The sequence below is a fragment of the Bacteroidota bacterium genome, from assembly GCA_016711505.1.
GTDB lineage: Bacteria > Bacteroidota > Bacteroidia > AKYH767-A > 2013-40CM-41-45 > JADKIH01.
The window spans coordinates 405,798-421,849 of record JADJSV010000001.1 but is presented as its reverse complement, the minus strand read 5'-3'; the positions used below and the strand labels follow the sequence as shown (position 1 = coordinate 421,849).

General features: G+C 37.3%; 18 protein-coding genes. 13 read left to right on the top strand and 5 right to left on the bottom strand.

All coding sequences use genetic code 11. From position 1 onward, the window contains the following. Positions 1-27: 27 nt before the first annotated feature. Positions 28-1,056: a tRNA (adenosine(37)-N6)-threonylcarbamoyltransferase complex transferase subunit TsaD gene (gene tsaD, locus IPL24_01875; protein MBK8362453.1), complete on the bottom strand. Its 1,029-nt coding sequence runs from the start codon at positions 1,054-1,056 to the stop codon at positions 28-30. Positions 1,057-1,134: 78 nt separating this feature from the next. Between tsaD and IPL24_01870 the strand changes: the two genes are divergently transcribed. From IPL24_01870 to IPL24_01850, 5 genes are read left to right on the top strand one after another with little or no spacing between them, the layout of a single operon-like run. After that, the gene (locus tag IPL24_01870) at positions 1,135-5,526 is read left to right on the top strand and encodes a translocation/assembly module TamB (protein MBK8362452.1); all 4,392 of its coding nucleotides are present in this window, start codon (positions 1,135-1,137) and stop codon (positions 5,524-5,526) included. Positions 5,527-5,554: 28 nt separating this feature from the next. Next, entirely contained in the window at positions 5,555-6,040 is a 486-nt protein-coding gene (locus tag IPL24_01865; protein MBK8362451.1) for a hypothetical protein, read from the top strand. Between the two features lie 31 nt (positions 6,041-6,071). Next, complete coding sequence (locus tag IPL24_01860; protein MBK8362450.1) at positions 6,072-7,358, top strand: hypothetical protein; 1,287 nt, start codon at positions 6,072-6,074, stop codon at positions 7,356-7,358. Then, on the top strand, positions 7,328-7,723 hold the full coding sequence (locus tag IPL24_01855; protein MBK8362449.1) for a hypothetical protein: 396 nt from the start codon (positions 7,328-7,330) through the stop codon (positions 7,721-7,723). The genes IPL24_01860 and IPL24_01855 overlap by 31 nt, the downstream gene beginning before the upstream one ends. Position 7,724: 1 nt before the next feature. Beyond that, on the top strand, positions 7,725-8,060 hold the full coding sequence (locus tag IPL24_01850) for a YbjQ family protein (GenBank protein ID MBK8362448.1): 336 nt from the start codon (positions 7,725-7,727) through the stop codon (positions 8,058-8,060). Here the strand turns inward: IPL24_01850 and IPL24_01845 are convergent. Both IPL24_01845 and IPL24_01840 read right to left on the bottom strand, forming a co-directional pair. Beyond that, on the bottom strand, positions 8,053-8,415 hold the full coding sequence (locus IPL24_01845) for a T9SS type A sorting domain-containing protein (protein MBK8362447.1): 363 nt from the start codon (positions 8,413-8,415) through the stop codon (positions 8,053-8,055). The genes IPL24_01850 and IPL24_01845 overlap by 8 nt on opposite strands. Before the next feature lie 11 nt (positions 8,416-8,426). Then, complete coding sequence (locus IPL24_01840; protein ID MBK8362446.1) at positions 8,427-8,753, bottom strand: hypothetical protein; 327 nt, start codon at positions 8,751-8,753, stop codon at positions 8,427-8,429. Between the two features lie 112 nt (positions 8,754-8,865). On the opposite strand from IPL24_01840, the gene IPL24_01835 reads away from it, so the two are divergent. The 8 genes from IPL24_01835 to IPL24_01800 all read left to right on the top strand — a co-directional run bounded on the left by IPL24_01835 (position 8,866) and on the right by IPL24_01800 (position 13,308). Beyond that, the gene (locus IPL24_01835) at positions 8,866-9,159 is read left to right on the top strand and encodes a 4a-hydroxytetrahydrobiopterin dehydratase (GenBank protein ID MBK8362445.1); all 294 of its coding nucleotides are present in this window, start codon (positions 8,866-8,868) and stop codon (positions 9,157-9,159) included. Between the two features lie 63 nt (positions 9,160-9,222). Beyond that, a complete protein-coding gene (locus tag IPL24_01830; GenBank protein MBK8362444.1) occupies positions 9,223-9,846 on the top strand; it encodes a Crp/Fnr family transcriptional regulator in 624 nt (207 codons plus the stop codon). A gap of 80 nt (positions 9,847-9,926) precedes the next feature. After that, positions 9,927-10,295 carry a sulfite exporter TauE/SafE family protein gene (locus IPL24_01825; GenBank protein ID MBK8362443.1) on the top strand — a complete coding sequence of 123 codons (369 nt, stop codon included), beginning with the start codon at positions 9,927-9,929 and terminating at the stop codon, positions 10,293-10,295. A gap of 21 nt (positions 10,296-10,316) precedes the next feature. After that, entirely contained in the window at positions 10,317-10,520 is a 204-nt protein-coding gene (locus IPL24_01820; GenBank protein MBK8362442.1) for a hypothetical protein, read from the top strand. A gap of 1 nt (position 10,521) precedes the next feature. Further along, entirely contained in the window at positions 10,522-10,812 is a 291-nt protein-coding gene (locus IPL24_01815) for a rhodanese-like domain-containing protein (protein ID MBK8362441.1), read from the top strand. 3 nt (positions 10,813-10,815) lie between these two features. Beyond that, the gene (locus IPL24_01810; protein ID MBK8362440.1) at positions 10,816-11,130 is read left to right on the top strand and encodes a rhodanese-like domain-containing protein; all 315 of its coding nucleotides are present in this window, start codon (positions 10,816-10,818) and stop codon (positions 11,128-11,130) included. Positions 11,131-11,174: 44 nt separating this feature from the next. Continuing rightward, entirely contained in the window at positions 11,175-11,729 is a 555-nt protein-coding gene (locus tag IPL24_01805) for a hypothetical protein (protein ID MBK8362439.1), read from the top strand. A 367-nt stretch (positions 11,730-12,096) separates the two neighbouring features. Beyond that, positions 12,097-13,308, top strand: a complete 1,212-nt coding sequence (locus IPL24_01800; protein ID MBK8362438.1) for a bifunctional 3,4-dihydroxy-2-butanone-4-phosphate synthase/GTP cyclohydrolase II — start codon at positions 12,097-12,099, stop codon at positions 13,306-13,308. 59 nt (positions 13,309-13,367) lie between these two features. On the opposite strand, the gene IPL24_01795 is transcribed toward IPL24_01800, so the two are convergent. Next, positions 13,368-14,618: a glycosyltransferase gene (locus tag IPL24_01795; protein ID MBK8362437.1), complete on the bottom strand. Its 1,251-nt coding sequence runs from the start codon at positions 14,616-14,618 to the stop codon at positions 13,368-13,370. Beyond that, positions 14,615-15,988 (bottom strand): LptF/LptG family permease, encoded by a 1,374-nt coding sequence (locus tag IPL24_01790; GenBank protein ID MBK8362436.1) that lies wholly within the window; start codon positions 15,986-15,988, stop codon positions 14,615-14,617. Before IPL24_01790 ends, IPL24_01795 begins: the two co-directional genes overlap by 4 nt. Positions 15,989-16,052 lie beyond the last annotated feature (64 nt).

Sequence of the window (16,052 nt, the reverse complement as noted above, 5' to 3'; positions counted from 1 at the left end):
TTTTCACTTTTCACTTTTCGTTATTCGTTAATACCTGGCCACCGGCGTCACATCCATCCCCGCAAACTCCCCTCTGAGAAACTTATAATACCCCGCAATAGCAATCATCGCTGCATTATCAGTACAATATTCAAATGCCGGAATGTACACATTACAACCTTTATTTTTCAGATCCATTATTCCATTTCTCAATCCGCTGTTTGCACTAACGCCACCGGCGATTGCAATTTCTTTTATGCCTGTTTGTTCGATAGCAAGATTAATTTTTTTCATCAATATTTCAACAATCGTTTTTTGTACGGAGGCACAGATATCATTCAGATTTTTTTCTACAAAATCAATATCTTTTATTTTCTCATCTCTGATGAAATAGAGTATAGCTGTTTTCAATCCGCTGAAACTAAAATTCAAACCTTCAGAATGTGGTATCGGAAACTTGAACCGCTTCGGATCACCAAGTTTTGCATACTTATCGATCAACGGTCCGCCCGGATAAGGTAGACCGAGGATCTTCGCCGTCTTATCAAAAGCTTCTCCGGCTGCATCGTCAATCGTTTGTCCAAGATATTCCAGATCAAACGGACTTCTGACCTTCACGATCTGCGAATGTCCGCCGGAAACTGTGAGACAAAGAAACGGATATGTCGGAACTTGCTTATATTCAGAAGGATGCTGAACTGAAGGTTGTAAAAAATGAGCAAGAATATGTCCATGCATATGGTTAACATCGATCAAAGGGATGTTCAATCCCATAGCAAATGATTTTGCAAAAGAAACGCCTACCAATAATGCTCCCATTAATCCGGGTCCACGTGTAAAAGCTACAGCATGAAGTTCGTTTTTGGTTATATTTGCCTTCCGAAGAGCTTCTTCTACAACAGGTATGATCTTCTGCTGATGCGCCCTGGACGCAAGTTCCGGAACAACACCACCATAAAAACGGTGAACAAGTTCCTGTCCGGCAATGACATTTGAAAGCACCATTTCATTACAGATGACTGCTGCAGATGTCTCATCGCAAGAAGATTCTATTCCTAGTATGAAGACCTTTTCCATGGTATGAATGTTGTCGGGGGAAATGACTTTTAAAAAGACAAAAATATCAAAAAAGTAAGACGTTTTCTGTATTGGACCTTGAGTATTCTACTCTTTCTGCTCTTGTCCGTCTTTTTGATCTTACAGGTCGATACTGTTCAGACCTGGTTAGGCAAAGCTGCAACGTCTTATCTGGCTTCTGAGCTGGATGCAGAAATTTCAATTGAACGTTTGAGTTTTCGTTTGGTAAAAAGTGTAGTATTAAAAGGAGTTTTGATAAAAGATCTTCATGGCGATACATTGGTTTATGCAAAAGAGATCAACGTTGCTGTAAGCAAGTTTTCATCGAAAGACAGAAATATTACTATCAGCAATCTTTTACTGTCGCAAGGAATTTTCAATCTGAATCGGTACAAAGGCGAAGAACACGACAATCTTAATTTTCTTACCAGCTATTTCGCTTCTTCCGATACATCAGCATCGGCACCATGGAATGTGCAACTGAAAAGTCTTGAATTAGACAATATGCATTTTCGCCGGAAGAATGAAAACGATACTTTTCAGGTGCGTGGAGTCAATTTCGAAAATCTCGATGTGAGTTCGATCTATGGTAAATTTAACGACGTTCATGTGATCAACGATTCGATTTTTGCCGATATAAAAAATTTGCGTTTCAATGAGAAATCCGGATTCACAATAAATGATTTTTCGGGTGATGCAAAACTCTCTGATACAGAAATCAGAGTTGAACATCTTGTGATCAGATCACCATACACTGAAATCAAAACTGATCTGACATTTCAGTTTGACAGCATGGCTGCTTTCGATGAATTCACATCGCAAGTCAGCTGGAAATCAGATTTTGATCATTCAAAAATTTCATTCAAAGACATTGCCTATTTCACTGATGACCTTTGGGGAATGGATGACACTTTAATTATTGATGGAAATTTTAAAGGAAAGGTAAACAGCTTCAAAGGGAAAGAAGTCACTATTAATTATGGGAAGAACACTTCTTTCAAGGGAAATATTGTCATGAATGGATTACCGAAGATCGAAGACACATATATCGAGTTAACTGCGAATGAGATCAAAAGTTCACGAAAAGATCTGGAGACTATTCCAATTCCACCATTTGACTCAGCTTATCATATTGAAATTCCGGAAAATCTTGAAGCACTTGGAATAGTGAAGTTCAAAGGCCGCTTCACAGGATTTTACAATGACTTTGTTGCTTATGGAACTATTTCTACAGCTTTGGGAAATCTTTCTTCCGATCTGAATTTAAAATACGATAAGAAGAGAAATACTACCGCATATAGCGGGCATTTATCTTCCTCTCAATTTGATGCCGGAGTAATTGCGAAATTACCTGATCTGGGTAAAGTAACATTAAGTCTTGACGTAAAAGGAAGCGGAATGCGCTTTGATAATGTGAATGCCGTGTTGAACGGAAAAATTGAGGCCTTAGAATATAAAAACTACACATACAGGCAGATCGAAGTTGATGGTGTTTTTGCAAAAAAATTATTCAACGGAAAATTATCAGTCGATGAACCAAATGTGATCTTTGATTTTATTGGTACCATTGATTACCGTAAAGCATTGCCGGAATTTAATTTTACGGCAGATATCAAACGGGCTCAGCTTGATACATTGAATCTATTCAGAATTTCCGGAGAAACAGTTCTTGAGACATACATCAATACGCAATTTAAAGGTGACAGACCTGATAACATTGTTGGAAGTATCGATATCTTAAATACAAATTTCCGTGCAGGAAAGAAGATGTATCACATCAATGCAATCAATATTGATTCAGAAACAGAGAACGACATCCGGACAGTTGATATCTTATCCGATAATCTCGATGCGCATTGCAGGGGAGTATTCGAATTTGCAACGATCGGTGATGCCTTCAAAGAAATTTTACCTAGATATCTACCATCGGTCATACTTCCTCAAAAATCATTTAAGAGCAATCAGAATTTTACTTACGACATTCGTTTGAAAAATTTAAATGTGATCACTGAAAATTTTCTGCCATCCTGGGATTTTGCACCGAACACAACTTTGTCAGGAAACTTTAATAGTAATCAATACGATTTTGAACTTGCATTGAAAACACCTTATGTCAGATATAAGACTTTCACCTTTGAGAATTTACAGATTGGTGCTGACGCAGACAGAGAACGGATGAATCTGACAGCCTCTTCACTTCGGATACTTGGAGAAGACTCTGTCACAATAATAGAAATTCCTGCATTGAATGCTGTAGCAAGAAACAATAAAGTGAAGTATTCGCTGACACTTGCAGACAGAGATACTTTTGCGAACAGAGCACGAATAGCAGGGAATTTTGATTTTTGGAGTGCTTCCAGATTTTCAATGCACGTTGACAGTTCATTACTTGTTATAGAAAATCAGCAATGGAATCTTGATGATGGAAATTTTATTGGCATTGATTCTTCAACTGTAATTGCTAAGAATTTATTTTTTAATAATGGCACTGAATCTGTGTCCATTGAAGGTTCAGTAAGTAAAAAAGAAACTGACAGGTTGAACCTCGGTCTGCAAAACTTCGACATTAATCATATCAATACAATTTTCAAGCTGGACAAGAACTTTCTTGCCGGGATCATGAATGGAGAAGTACATGTATCCGACCTATATAACAAACCTCAGCTGGAAACAGAATTGTCGATTTCTTCCTTCAGGGTATATGGCGATACAATAGGAAACATGTCGATACGTTCTTCATACAATAGCGAAAAGAATGTTGTCAGTTCATCTGTCAATGCAATCCGCGGAACAGCAAAGATCATCGATATCAAAGGCGATTACTTCCTGAGTAAAGAAACGGATAACATCGATTATGTGATTCGCCTTGATAATCTATACATTCATCCGATAGAAAAATACATAGAAGGTATTTTGAAAGATGTTTATGGAAAAGTATCAGCAAACCTTGAACTGAAGGGAACGTTTTCAAAACCTTTATTCAACGGTTCAATAGATCTGAATAAAGTGAGTTTGCTCATCGATTATCTGCAGACACATTACAGCTTCACATCATCAGTAAAAGTGAAGGATAATATTATACTCATTAATGACCTGACACTTGTTGATGATAATAACAGCGAAGCGGTATTAAATGGAAAAGTTACTCATAATTATTTCAGCGACTTCAGATTTGATGTCCGGATGAATGCCGACAGATTTCAGATCCTCAATACTACTGCAAAGGACAATTCTTTGTATTACGGTGTTGCAAATGGATCAGGATATGCTGAATTCTATGGACCAATAGAGAACATGAACATGGATATTTCTTTAAGTCCGGCGCGGGGAACAGTTGTAAATATCCCCTTGAATACAGCCAGTGATCTTAGCCGTAGTGATTACATTACCTTTATTGATAAGTCGAAGGATTCCACAGCAAGAGCAATATCCGCAAACAAGGTCGACTTGTCGGGTGTAAAACTCAACATGAATCTTGACATGAACAGAAATGCCTTGATAAATATCATCTTCGATGAAAAGATCGGCGACGTTATCTCAGGAAGTGGAACAGGAAGTTTACGGCTTGATATCAATACAGCAGGTAATTTCAATATGTACGGAACGTACACTATTGAAAAAGGAGATTATCTTTTCACACTTCAGAATCTGATCAATAAAAAATTTACGATTGATGATGGTAGTCGTATAACATGGGCCGGAGATCCGTATGAAGCCAATGTAGATCTATCAGCGGTATATATTGTGAATACGTCGTCACTATACAACCTTCTTGCCGACAGTAGTTATAAAAGACGATTACCTGTGGAGTTAAGGTTATTGTTGACCAACAAATTAATGAATCCAACGATCAACTATGATATTAAAGTCCGTGGATTGGATCCGACTGCTGAAGGTATTGTTAGAACAATATTAAATTCGGAACAGGAGATCAGCAAGCAAATGTTTGGTCTGCTTGTCTTCAACCAGTTTATACCACAAACCGGACCCGGACAAGTCGGAAGGTTAGATGCAGGAGCAGGAGCAGGAGCGAGTGCCAGTGAACTTTTAAGTAATCAGGTAAGTAATTGGCTGGGGCAATTGAGTAAAGATGTCAATCTGGGATTCAACTACAGAGCGAAGGATACTTATTCCAGCGATGAAATTGTTTTAATGGTGAGTAAATCAATTTTCAATGACAGACTTACTGTAGAAGGTAACGTGGGATATTACACAACTACACAGAGCTATTCCAACAGCAATGTAGTTGGTGATTTTAATGCTGAATATAAAGTCAGCGAAGACGGCCGTTTCAGAGTACGTGGCTTCCGTCGTTCAAATGCCGATAACATTATCAGTTATTCTCAGTCACCATATACTGAAGGATTAGGAGTCTTTTACAGAAAAGAATCCAACAACCTGGGCGATCTGTTCAGATTATGGCGTAAGAAAGAAAAGAAGGAAGAGAAACCTCAAACAATTGTCCCATAAATTTTTTGCCTAATTTGTTTTTTATACTATGAAAGTAAAACTCAACAACCACAAGGTTTTCTTAATTGGAATTGCAGTAATAGTTTTTTATTTATTCCTGAACAGATTTCTTTTTTATTCTGGCAGTGAAACAGCAACAGGAACAGTAGTAGGTTTTACAAAAAACACCAGCAGAAATCTGAAGATCTATCCTCTTATAAAATTTGAAGCAAATGGAATTGAATACAAAGTTGATGGACTAAAAGACCTTAATGTTACCTACAACGATACGGTGGAAATGATCTATCAGCCTTCAGATCCTGAAGGGGCAGTGGTGAATTCTTTTTACGGATTCTGGTTTTATCCGATCTTATTTTGTCTGATTCCGTTTATTTTCTGGGTGTCTTTTGTTTATGCTTACATCACACCTAAAGAATCATTGTTTATCAGAGTCGGAAAACCGGATGATGAAGAGGAATCACCCGGAAAATTCAAATATGTCAGTTTTAATAAAGGAATAGACGTAAAGAATTGAAAAATTATTATATTCGCTTTAACATTGAATTATGAGATTTGTTTTATTTACTCTTCTGTTACTACTGAATTTCAATAACAAATGTTATTGCGCTCTTGATGACAGTGAAGGAAAAAGAATTAAAACTTTTATTAAAGTCTGGGGGTTTTTGAAATATTATCATCCATCTGCCGGAAGCGGAGATATGAATTGGGATGGTGAATTTTTAAACAATATCGATAGCGTTTCAAAAATTGAGAATAATGCTGACGCAAATATTTTTTACCTGAAGTGGATAGAAAGTCTGGGAAAAATTGATGAATGTAAAAACTGTTTTGAAAAAGTTTCCGACAGTTTGAAATATAATCTTGATCTGGAATGGATAAATGATTCAGTTACTTTCTCAAAGGAATTGAAAGTAATGTTTAACAAGATCCTTTCAAATCGAAATCCATCAGGAAATGCTTATGTGCAGTATCACTTTTTTTCAAAGAATACAAAATATAGTGGGGAGAAAGTGTACAGCGATTCGGTATATCCTGCTTCCGGTATGCGACTTTTATCTTTAGCAAGATATTGGAATATTATTGAGTATTTCTTTCCATACAAATATCTTATTGGTCAAAACTGGAATAACGTACTTTCAGAAATGATTCCTGAATTCAGATCGGCTCCTGATACGATCTCATATCATATGGCAATGCGTGAATTGACAGCAAAAATAAATGATAGTCATGCAGGTTTCACCACCAGATATACAAATCAATATTTCGGATTTAAGTGGGTTCCTTTTAAATTTAAGATAATTGATAATAAGGCTGTCGTAAAAGATTTTTATAACGATTCATTATGTAAGATCAATGATATACTCATAGGCGATGTGTTTCTGGAAGTTGGTGGAGAAACGATAGAAAGTATTATCAGAAAAAAATCCAGATTCATAGGAGCTTCTAATGAACCAACCAGACTCAGAAATTTCTATTATGCCATCTTCAACGGAAATACAGATTCAGTTGAAGTTAAGTTTGAAAGAAATGGAATAATTTCCAGTAAAATATTGAAGAGGTATCTTTTCACAGACTTCAAAACATACGAAAAGACAATTCCTGAGGAAAAAGCATTTAAGATACTGGATGGAAACATTGGTTATGTGAATTTGGGTCAGCTGGAAACTAAAGAAGTAAAAAGAATGATGAAAGATCTTTCATCAACTAAAGCCATAATTTTTGATGTCAGGAATTATCCGAAAGGAACAATGTATAAAATAGCAAATTTCCTGAACAAAAAAAAAAAACATTTGCGAAATTTATGGATCCTGATCTTTCTTACCCTGGCGTGATGATGAGAGGTCCTATCTATTATTGTGGTAGTTCAAATGAGAATTACTATAAGGGAAAAGTAGTCCTGCTCTTTGATGAAACCAGTCAAAGTCATGCTGAATTTACAATAATGGCTTTACAAACTGCCCCTGATGTACTTTCGGTCGGCAGTCAAACTGCAGGCGCAGATGGCAATGTTTCATCGATCATTCTTCCGGGTAACTATAAAACGTTTATGACAGGAATGGGAGTATATTATCCTGATGGAAGAGAAACTCAACGGATCGGAATGATACCTGACATTGAGGTTAAACCAACTATTGCCGGAATAAAGGCCGGTAAAGATGAAGTTTTGCAAAAAGCAATCGAATTAATCAATAAATAATATGAATCAACTTACAATGATCACTACAAGTACTTCCTTAGAAGGCTACAAAGTAGTTAAGCAATTAGGATTAGTCAGAGGGATCACCGTGCGCTCCAGAAGCGTGCTTGGCAATCTGGCAGGCGGCTTTATGACCATCTTCGGTGGCAGAAGCACCATTTATACAGAACTCTGCGAAAAGACCCGCGAAGAAGCGTTGCAACTAATGATCAAGCACGGACAAGAAATGGGAGCAAATGCAATCATCAACATGCGATACGATGCTAATGAAGTCATGAGCGGACTCACGGAAGTTTTGGCATATGGCACCGCAGTAGTTGTTGAGAAAGTCAATTGACAACAAGTCTGCTTGTCTGAATGAAGTTGTCTTTGGATATCCTGCAGAAGTAAACTCCTGCCTTAAGTTTTTCTATGTCAATTGACTGATCATCATTCATGTTTTCAAAACTGAGAACCAGTTTACCTGTACAATCAAAAATTTCAAGTAAATAATTTTCTAATCCTGTGCTAACTCTAGTAACACTTCTTGCAGGATTAGGATAGATAGATACTTTGTTTGAATTATTTTTTAAAACCTCGGGAAAAACTTTCTGATCTGAAACATGTATTAAATCAGCCGGACATTCAAGCACAATGTACCCGCAGGATATACCACATGATATAAGCGGTACACTTTTACCTAAAATTACCACTTCTTTAAGTTCTACACCTTTTTCAATTCAATTGTATAATTATTATTTTTCTCCGTGATAGATAATTCACAAGGCGAGTAACCCAGTGAACTTACAGCTATTTTTTGACCATGTTCGATATCAACAGTTGTCAAAACCCCACTAAGATCAGTCATTCCTACTGGCTTGTTATTTGCCTTACCAACAATTGAAACAACAGCAAATGGAATCCGTGTTCCGGTTTCTTTTTCAACTACTGTAATCGTAACCTTATTTTTTGCATAACTTGTGTTAATGAATATAAATAACAGGAGGGAAACAATAAAACGGGTTCTTTTGAGTAAGACAGTTGTTTTCATTTTCGTATGGTTTTAAAATATTACAATGAATAAATATAATCCAACATAAAATGAAAGTTGTCAGGTTCACGTCACATAAATAAATTCTACTTAATCTAAATAATTATTGAACATGGAAAAACTCACAAAACCCGAAATCCAGGAAAACCTCGACCTGATCGATTCAGGCTGGTCGCATGAAGGAGATTTTATTAAAAAAGAATTTCAATTCAAAGATTTCTTACAGGCATTTTCATTTATGACTGCTATTGCTGCAGAAGCAGAAAAAATGAATCATCATCCGAATTGGGAAAACGTATATAACAAAGTTAAGATTGCTCTCAGTACGCACGATGCCGGTGGAGTTAGTTTAAAAGATTTCGAATTGGCTTCGAAAATAGATTCAATTTTAAAGACGAGGCAGTAGAAGTGTTCATTTATGATGACAATTCCTTTTTTCTGACAACAATAAATTGCTTAGTTTTACTGAATGGAAATGAATGACCTCGTTGAATTTAAATCAACTCCTGAGATCCGGGAAAAACTTAAAAAATATGGTATCACAAAGAAGTTTTCCGAAGATGATATCATACTGAATGAGAATGCATATATCAAAGCTATTCCAATTGTTATAAACGGAAGCATCAAAGTTATGCGAACCGATGAGGATGGGAGAGAGATTCTGTTGTATTATATAAGGCCCGGAGAAAGTTGTATTATGTCTTTTCTTGGTGGTATCCATAATGATACAAGTAAAGTAATAGCTATTGCAGAAGAACCAACAGAAATTTTGTTTATTCCAATCGATAAAGTAAATGAACTGATCCGGGAATATCCTGAGTGGCTTGATTATATTTTCCGTTTATATCATCGTCGTTTCGAAGAATTACTGGAAGTTGTAAATGCAGTGGCCTTTAAAAAAATGGATGAACGATTGTTAGCATTTATAAAGAAGAAATCTGAAATGACGAACAATAAAGTGATCAATGTTACCCATGAACAACTGGCAAATGAATTAGGTACTGTCCGCGTTGTAATTTCCAGACTCCTCAAACAAATGGAAGAAGAAGGCTTGGTTGAGTTGGGACGGAATAAGATTACTTTAGTAAACTGAACAAAACTTTTCTTTATGTAACAAATGTAACTGTGCAGTGTGCTTAAATGAATGACCTTTGATGCATTAAAATCAAAGAAATGACACCACATTCAGTTATCTTGATTGCGCTAATTGGAATTCTATCTGGGATCCTTGGTGGAATGCTCGGTTTAGGTGGTGCGATCATTATTATTCCAGCATTGATAATGTTTCTGGGTTACTCTCAGCAAATGGCACAAGGAACAGCGCTCATCATGATGGTTCTTCCGGTTGGAGCTCTGGCTGCATTTCAATATTACCAGAAAGGATTCGTAGATATCAAAGCATCATTGATCCTTGCAGCATTCTTCTTTGTAGGTGGTTACTTTGGGGCAAAATATGCAACTCAGGTTCCGCAGGAAATACTGAAGAAAATATTCGCATCAATGCTTGTAGTGATCGCCGTTAAAATGTGGTTTCAAAAATAACTTTATCAATAAATATTTCAAATGAACTTTCTTAAAAATAATTTTTTAACACTGGCAGGTATTCTGATCGGTGCAATAGCAGGATATCTGTATTACACTTATGTAGGATGCTTATCCGGAACTTGCGCAATAACTTCAAAACCGTTGAACAGTACGCTTTATGGTGGATTAATGGGCGGATTGTTCTTCAATATATTTCAAAAGAAAAAATCAAAAACAGAATAAAATGAATATTGAAAAATTAATCAAAGAAAATCAAGGGACGATTGTCGATGTCAGATCTGAAATGGAATTTTCCGGTGGTCATGTTAAAGGTTCATTGAACATTCCCCTGCATGAATTACCATCCAGGATGGAAGAGATCAAAGCCCTGAAGGCACCATTGATCCTATGTTGTGCTTCAGGTGGCAGAAGTGGTCAGGCGTATATGTACCTGAAACAACTTGGAGTCGATTGTCACAATGCCGGATCATGGGCTGACGTTAAATATGTAATTTCACAAACTGCAAATAATTAAATTATGTTAAATACGATAAAAAACATGCTTGGGCTTGGTGCCAAAGTTAATTACGCTGATTTAGTTCAGCAAGGTGCGATCATTCTGGATGTTCGTACAAAGAATGAATATGCTTCAGGACATATAAAAGGTTCTGTAAATGTTTCTGTTGATCAGCTTGCAAAAAACCTCAGCAAATTTCCTGATAAAAGCAAAACTATAATAACCTGTTGTGCATCCGGAATGAGAAGTGCTTCAGCAAAAAGTATTCTGAAGTCTAACGGTTATTCTGAAGTTTACAATGGGGGCGGCTGGACTTCTTTAAGGTCCAAGCTGTAATTCTGATAGAAAAAAATCTATATTCGCCATTCTAATGAATGGCGATGGATCAGAATAAAGATATCTTAGATAGTGATTTTACCGGTAATGATAGTTCCAGGACAGAAGAGTTTCTGATCAGTGAGAATAAATTTATGTTCTTATGTTTCATCAGCCTTGGAATGTATCAGGTCTGGTGGAAATATAAAGCGTGGAAGTTCTTCAAGGAAAGAGAAAACCTGGATATCATTCCGGCCGCAAGGGCAATATTCACTTTGTTCTTCCTTCATGGATTACTGACCCGCATTCTTGGCTATGCTTCGTCAAAAGGTTATGGAAAAGATTATTCAGTTACCGGAATGTTTATCGGTTATATAGTCTTCAGCATGTTCTCCCGTTTATCGGAGCCCTATTACCTGATCGGATTGATGAATTTCACTTTTCTGATCCCTGCCTTCAGAGCATTTAATTATGCGAAAGAAAATAGTTCAGACATTAAAGTAATTTATCTCGATCAGTTTACCGGCCGTCAGGTCGCCTTGATCGCTATAGGAATACTTTTATGGTTGCTGATTTTAACAGGCATGTTTGATCCTGCAATGAGAGTCAGTGGTCAATGAAGAATGAATACTGCGATATAAAAAAGGTATAAATAAACAAACGCTGAAAGCCTTACGGGGCTTATCAGCGTTTGAAGTCAGCCTTACGGGGCTGGAGTTAAACCATATGCTGTTTAGGTTATGAGTGCAATATAGGGGCTTCTGATAGCAGCCGTGTTCCACTAATAGACCAGTTCTTACATGTGAAAGCTTTATTTAATTTGTGTGCCAGCAAAGGTGAATTGGAATGTTAAATGGCAATATTTTTTTCATCACCACTGAATTTCACTGTAAGAAAAGTGACTTTAATCACTGAAATCCATCTATTTTCAGGAATAATCCCCATTCACTGAAGTTTATTAACTTTGCACCCGGAAAGAATCTATCTATGTACAAGCTAAATACCATCGATCAGGCGATCAAAGACCTCAAAAACGGGAAAGTGATCATCGTTGTTGATGATGCTAACCGTGAAAACGAAGGCGATTTTATCACTACTGCTGAAAATGCTACTCCTGAGATCGTAAATTTTATGGCAACCCATGGCCGCGGATTGATTTGCGTGGCTTTGACTGAAGAAAGATGCGCAGAATTAAATCTGCCTTTGATGGTTTCAAATAATACTTCTTCTCACGAAACACAATTCACTGTTTCTGTCGATCTGATCGGTTACGGAACTACAACAGGTATTTCAACTTCTGATCGTTCAAAGACAATTCGTGCTCTGATCAATCCTACAACTAAACCGGAAGAGTTAGGCAGACCCGGACATATCTTTCCATTGCGTGCTAAGAAAGGCGGCGTATTACGTCGTACCGGACATACAGAAGCAACAATAGATCTGGCACGTCTTGCAGGAGCTTCTCCCGCAGGTGCACTTGTAGAGATCATGAATGAAGATGGAACGATGGCTCGTCTTCCTGACTTAATGCAGATCGCAAAAAAGTTTGACCTGTCAATTGTTTCAATTGAAGATCTCATCGCTTATCGTTTGCAAAAAGAAAGTCTGATCGAACGACAGATCGATGTTAAACTTCCAACAGATCACGGAACTTTTGAATTAGTTGCTTATAAACAGATCACAACCGGACAAGATCATCTGGCTTTGTTCAAAGGTTCGTGGGAAAAAGATGAACCTGTACTGGTTCGTGTTCACTCATCTTGTATCACCGGCGATATTTTTGGTTCATGCCGCTGCGATTGTGGTCCGCAGTTACATGCTGCAATGGACATGATCGAAAAAGAAGGCAAAGGCGTGATCGTTTATATGAATCAGGAGGGCCGTGGAATTGGACTGCTGAATAAATTACGCGCATATAAATTACAGGAACAAGGACTCGATACTGTTGAAGCGAATATAAAATTGGGTTTCGAAAGCGACGAACGTGATTATGGCGTAGGAGCACAGATCATCCGTGATCTTGGCATTACCAAAATGCGTTTGATGACCAACAATCCAAAAAAACGCGCAGGATTAATAGGCTATGGTCTGGAGATCACCGAAGTTGTTCCAATCGAAGTTGTAGGTAATAAACATAACGAAGGGTATCTTACCACTAAGAGGGATAAGATGGGGCATACGATACGGATTGGGAAGTAATCCTTTTGATCAAAGTTCAAAGTTCAAGGTTCAAGGTTCAAAGTTGGTTTCATAGGTGACTACGAAGCCAACTTTGAACTTTGAACTTTGAACTTAAAACCACACTTCAATTCAATCGAGTAGTTTTTATAAAACTTCCCCACCATCTCCCCGGTACACTGAAGAGAATACTTTTCTTCCGCCAGCTTCCTTCCATTATTCCCGATTTGTCTGCACCAGTTTTCGTTTTCCATGCATCGTTTTATCATTGCTGCAAATTCAGGTGGGGTATTGGCGATAAGAATATTTTTTTCGTGTTCCACTTCAATTCCTTCAGCGCCGATAGAGGTAGAGATGATCGTTTTTCCTGCTGCAAGTCCCTGAATAATTTTAACCCGCATACCACTGCCACTTAATAACGGAACGATCATGATCTGCTTATTCATCGTATATGCTGCGGCATCGGCAACAAGTCCATCGCATGTAACATTCGGATAATGTGCGTCAATAATATGTTGCGGGAAATCTCTTCCGGCAAGAAAAAGCTTTGCTTGCGGATTGTATTGATGGATCTTTGTCCAGCATTCTTTCAAAAACCATTCGACACCTTCAAGATTCGGAAGCCAGTCCATTGAACCGAGATGGTACAATACCATTTCACTTTTTTCAGAAGTACTATTCACGTAATCATTTACATCAATGCCTAATGGTATTGACAGAATCGGTCCTTTGAATCCAAGGGACTTAAAAATATTTTCATCAACAGATGTAATTGATATAATACCATCGATTGCAGAAAGGGTTTTCAATTCATATTGTTTCAACCGGCCGGCTAATAAATTGAGGTATTTCTTTTTGAGAATTTTTTTTTCAGAGACTGCTAAACGTTCCCAGATAATATGTTCAACATTATGCGACCTCAGAACTATTTTTGCTTTTGAATACTTCCGGATAGTTTCAATGTATGGTGTGCAGAAAAGAGTTTCGAGTTGAATAATATCGAATTTATTTTTCTCCAGTAATTTGGAAAGATCATTGGCAACATGCATTGAAAAGAAACGGACCATATTATAAGAATGGTGCGAAAACAAATTCAGAAATGCATCTGCGGCTTTTATCCTTGTATCGATATATGAAGCAGACATGTGTAACTTATCTTTCAATTCAACAGGAATAGTTTTCATGTCGATGAAATGTCTGGAAGTATTCAAACTGAATTGATGAACTTCGTGTCCGGATTGAGCCAAGGACAAAGCCATGTTCATCATTGCAATATTTCCTCCATCTACTGCTGGAAATGGCACTCTATGGCAGATCTGAAGAATTTTCACGTGTGTTGTTTTTTTGTTCCAAGAAATCTCCTGAAAAATTTCTTATAAGCATCTCCATCAAATAATGCTGAATCAGTTGTAGCTTTAAAGATCAGAAACAATCCGATTGGTAGTAAGACCAGACTTGACAACCACATTCCTTCGAATGGTTTCAACACTTCTTCACGGGCAAATTTTTCACCGGTGATAGAAAGAATGTGAAAGATCACAAAGAATAAAATTGAAACTACCATTGGCATTCCGAGTCCGCCTTTTTTTATAATCGCTCCAAGTGGTGCTCCTATGAAAAACAGGATCAGACAAGCAAAAGAAAGTGTAAATTTTCTTTGCCATTCGATATTATGCCGGGCGAGGGTTCTGGACTTCATATCTACATCACGGAAAGTATCGTTGGTCATACTCTTCATATTCCGTGCTGCAAATAGAGCACTTGTAGTAATTGCGATCTTTTTATCCTGAGGAAAATTATCAATGAACTTTTTATGTGTGAAGAGTACTTTACGTAGTTCTTTTGAGGGAACAGAATCAACATTCAGTGTAGGCAATATAACCCTGTAAAAATTATCCTTCCTTTCATTGATCTTTCTTTCGATAGAATCTGAAGCATACGAAAGTTGTTTCAGATTCAGCATCTGATAATTGTCGCGAAACAATTGCTCATTGGTTCTGGTCATTTTAAATGAACTCAGATCCATCCGGATAGTTTCTTCTTCAAATTCAGTACGCATCATCGGATGAGAATTTTTTCCCGGACGACTTTCTTTTTCTTCGTATGAAAAACCTTTGTATAAATTCAGAATGAGATATCGTTCATCATCCGACATTGCCATCTTGCCGCGTTCTGCTAAAATTACCTTGGTATTACCTTGATTCATTGTATGATCATAGATCATCAGGTTATTCAGCGTTTGTCCGTCTTCCGATTTTTTTCCGATCTTGATCGAATAGCCGTCAATACCATTATAAAAAATTCCTTCCTGTATCAAGAGGGCAGGTTTTTGCTGGCGGACATCATACAGAAGAGCATTCATTTTCAGATTGGCGATCGGTAAAATGTAGTTACTGAAAATAAAAGCTGAACCGCAAATAAGGAATGCTGTGATGATCAGTGGCCGCATCACTCTTTGCAAAGAAACACCTGCAGATTTAAATGCCGTTAATTCGAAATGCTCTGCCAGGTTTCCGAAAGTCATGATCGAGGCAAGAAGTAATGCCAGTGGTAAAGCGAGTGGAACTAAAGTTACGGCTACGTATACCATCAGTTTGATGATTATGTACCATTCCAGACCTTTTCCTACCAGGTCATCAATGTATTTCCACAAAAACTGCATTAAAAGCACAAACAAAGAGATCAGGAAAGTTACCAGCATGGGGCCGGCAAATGATCTTAAAACAAGGAGAGTTAATTTCTTCACGCTATATTTGTTGCTCAGT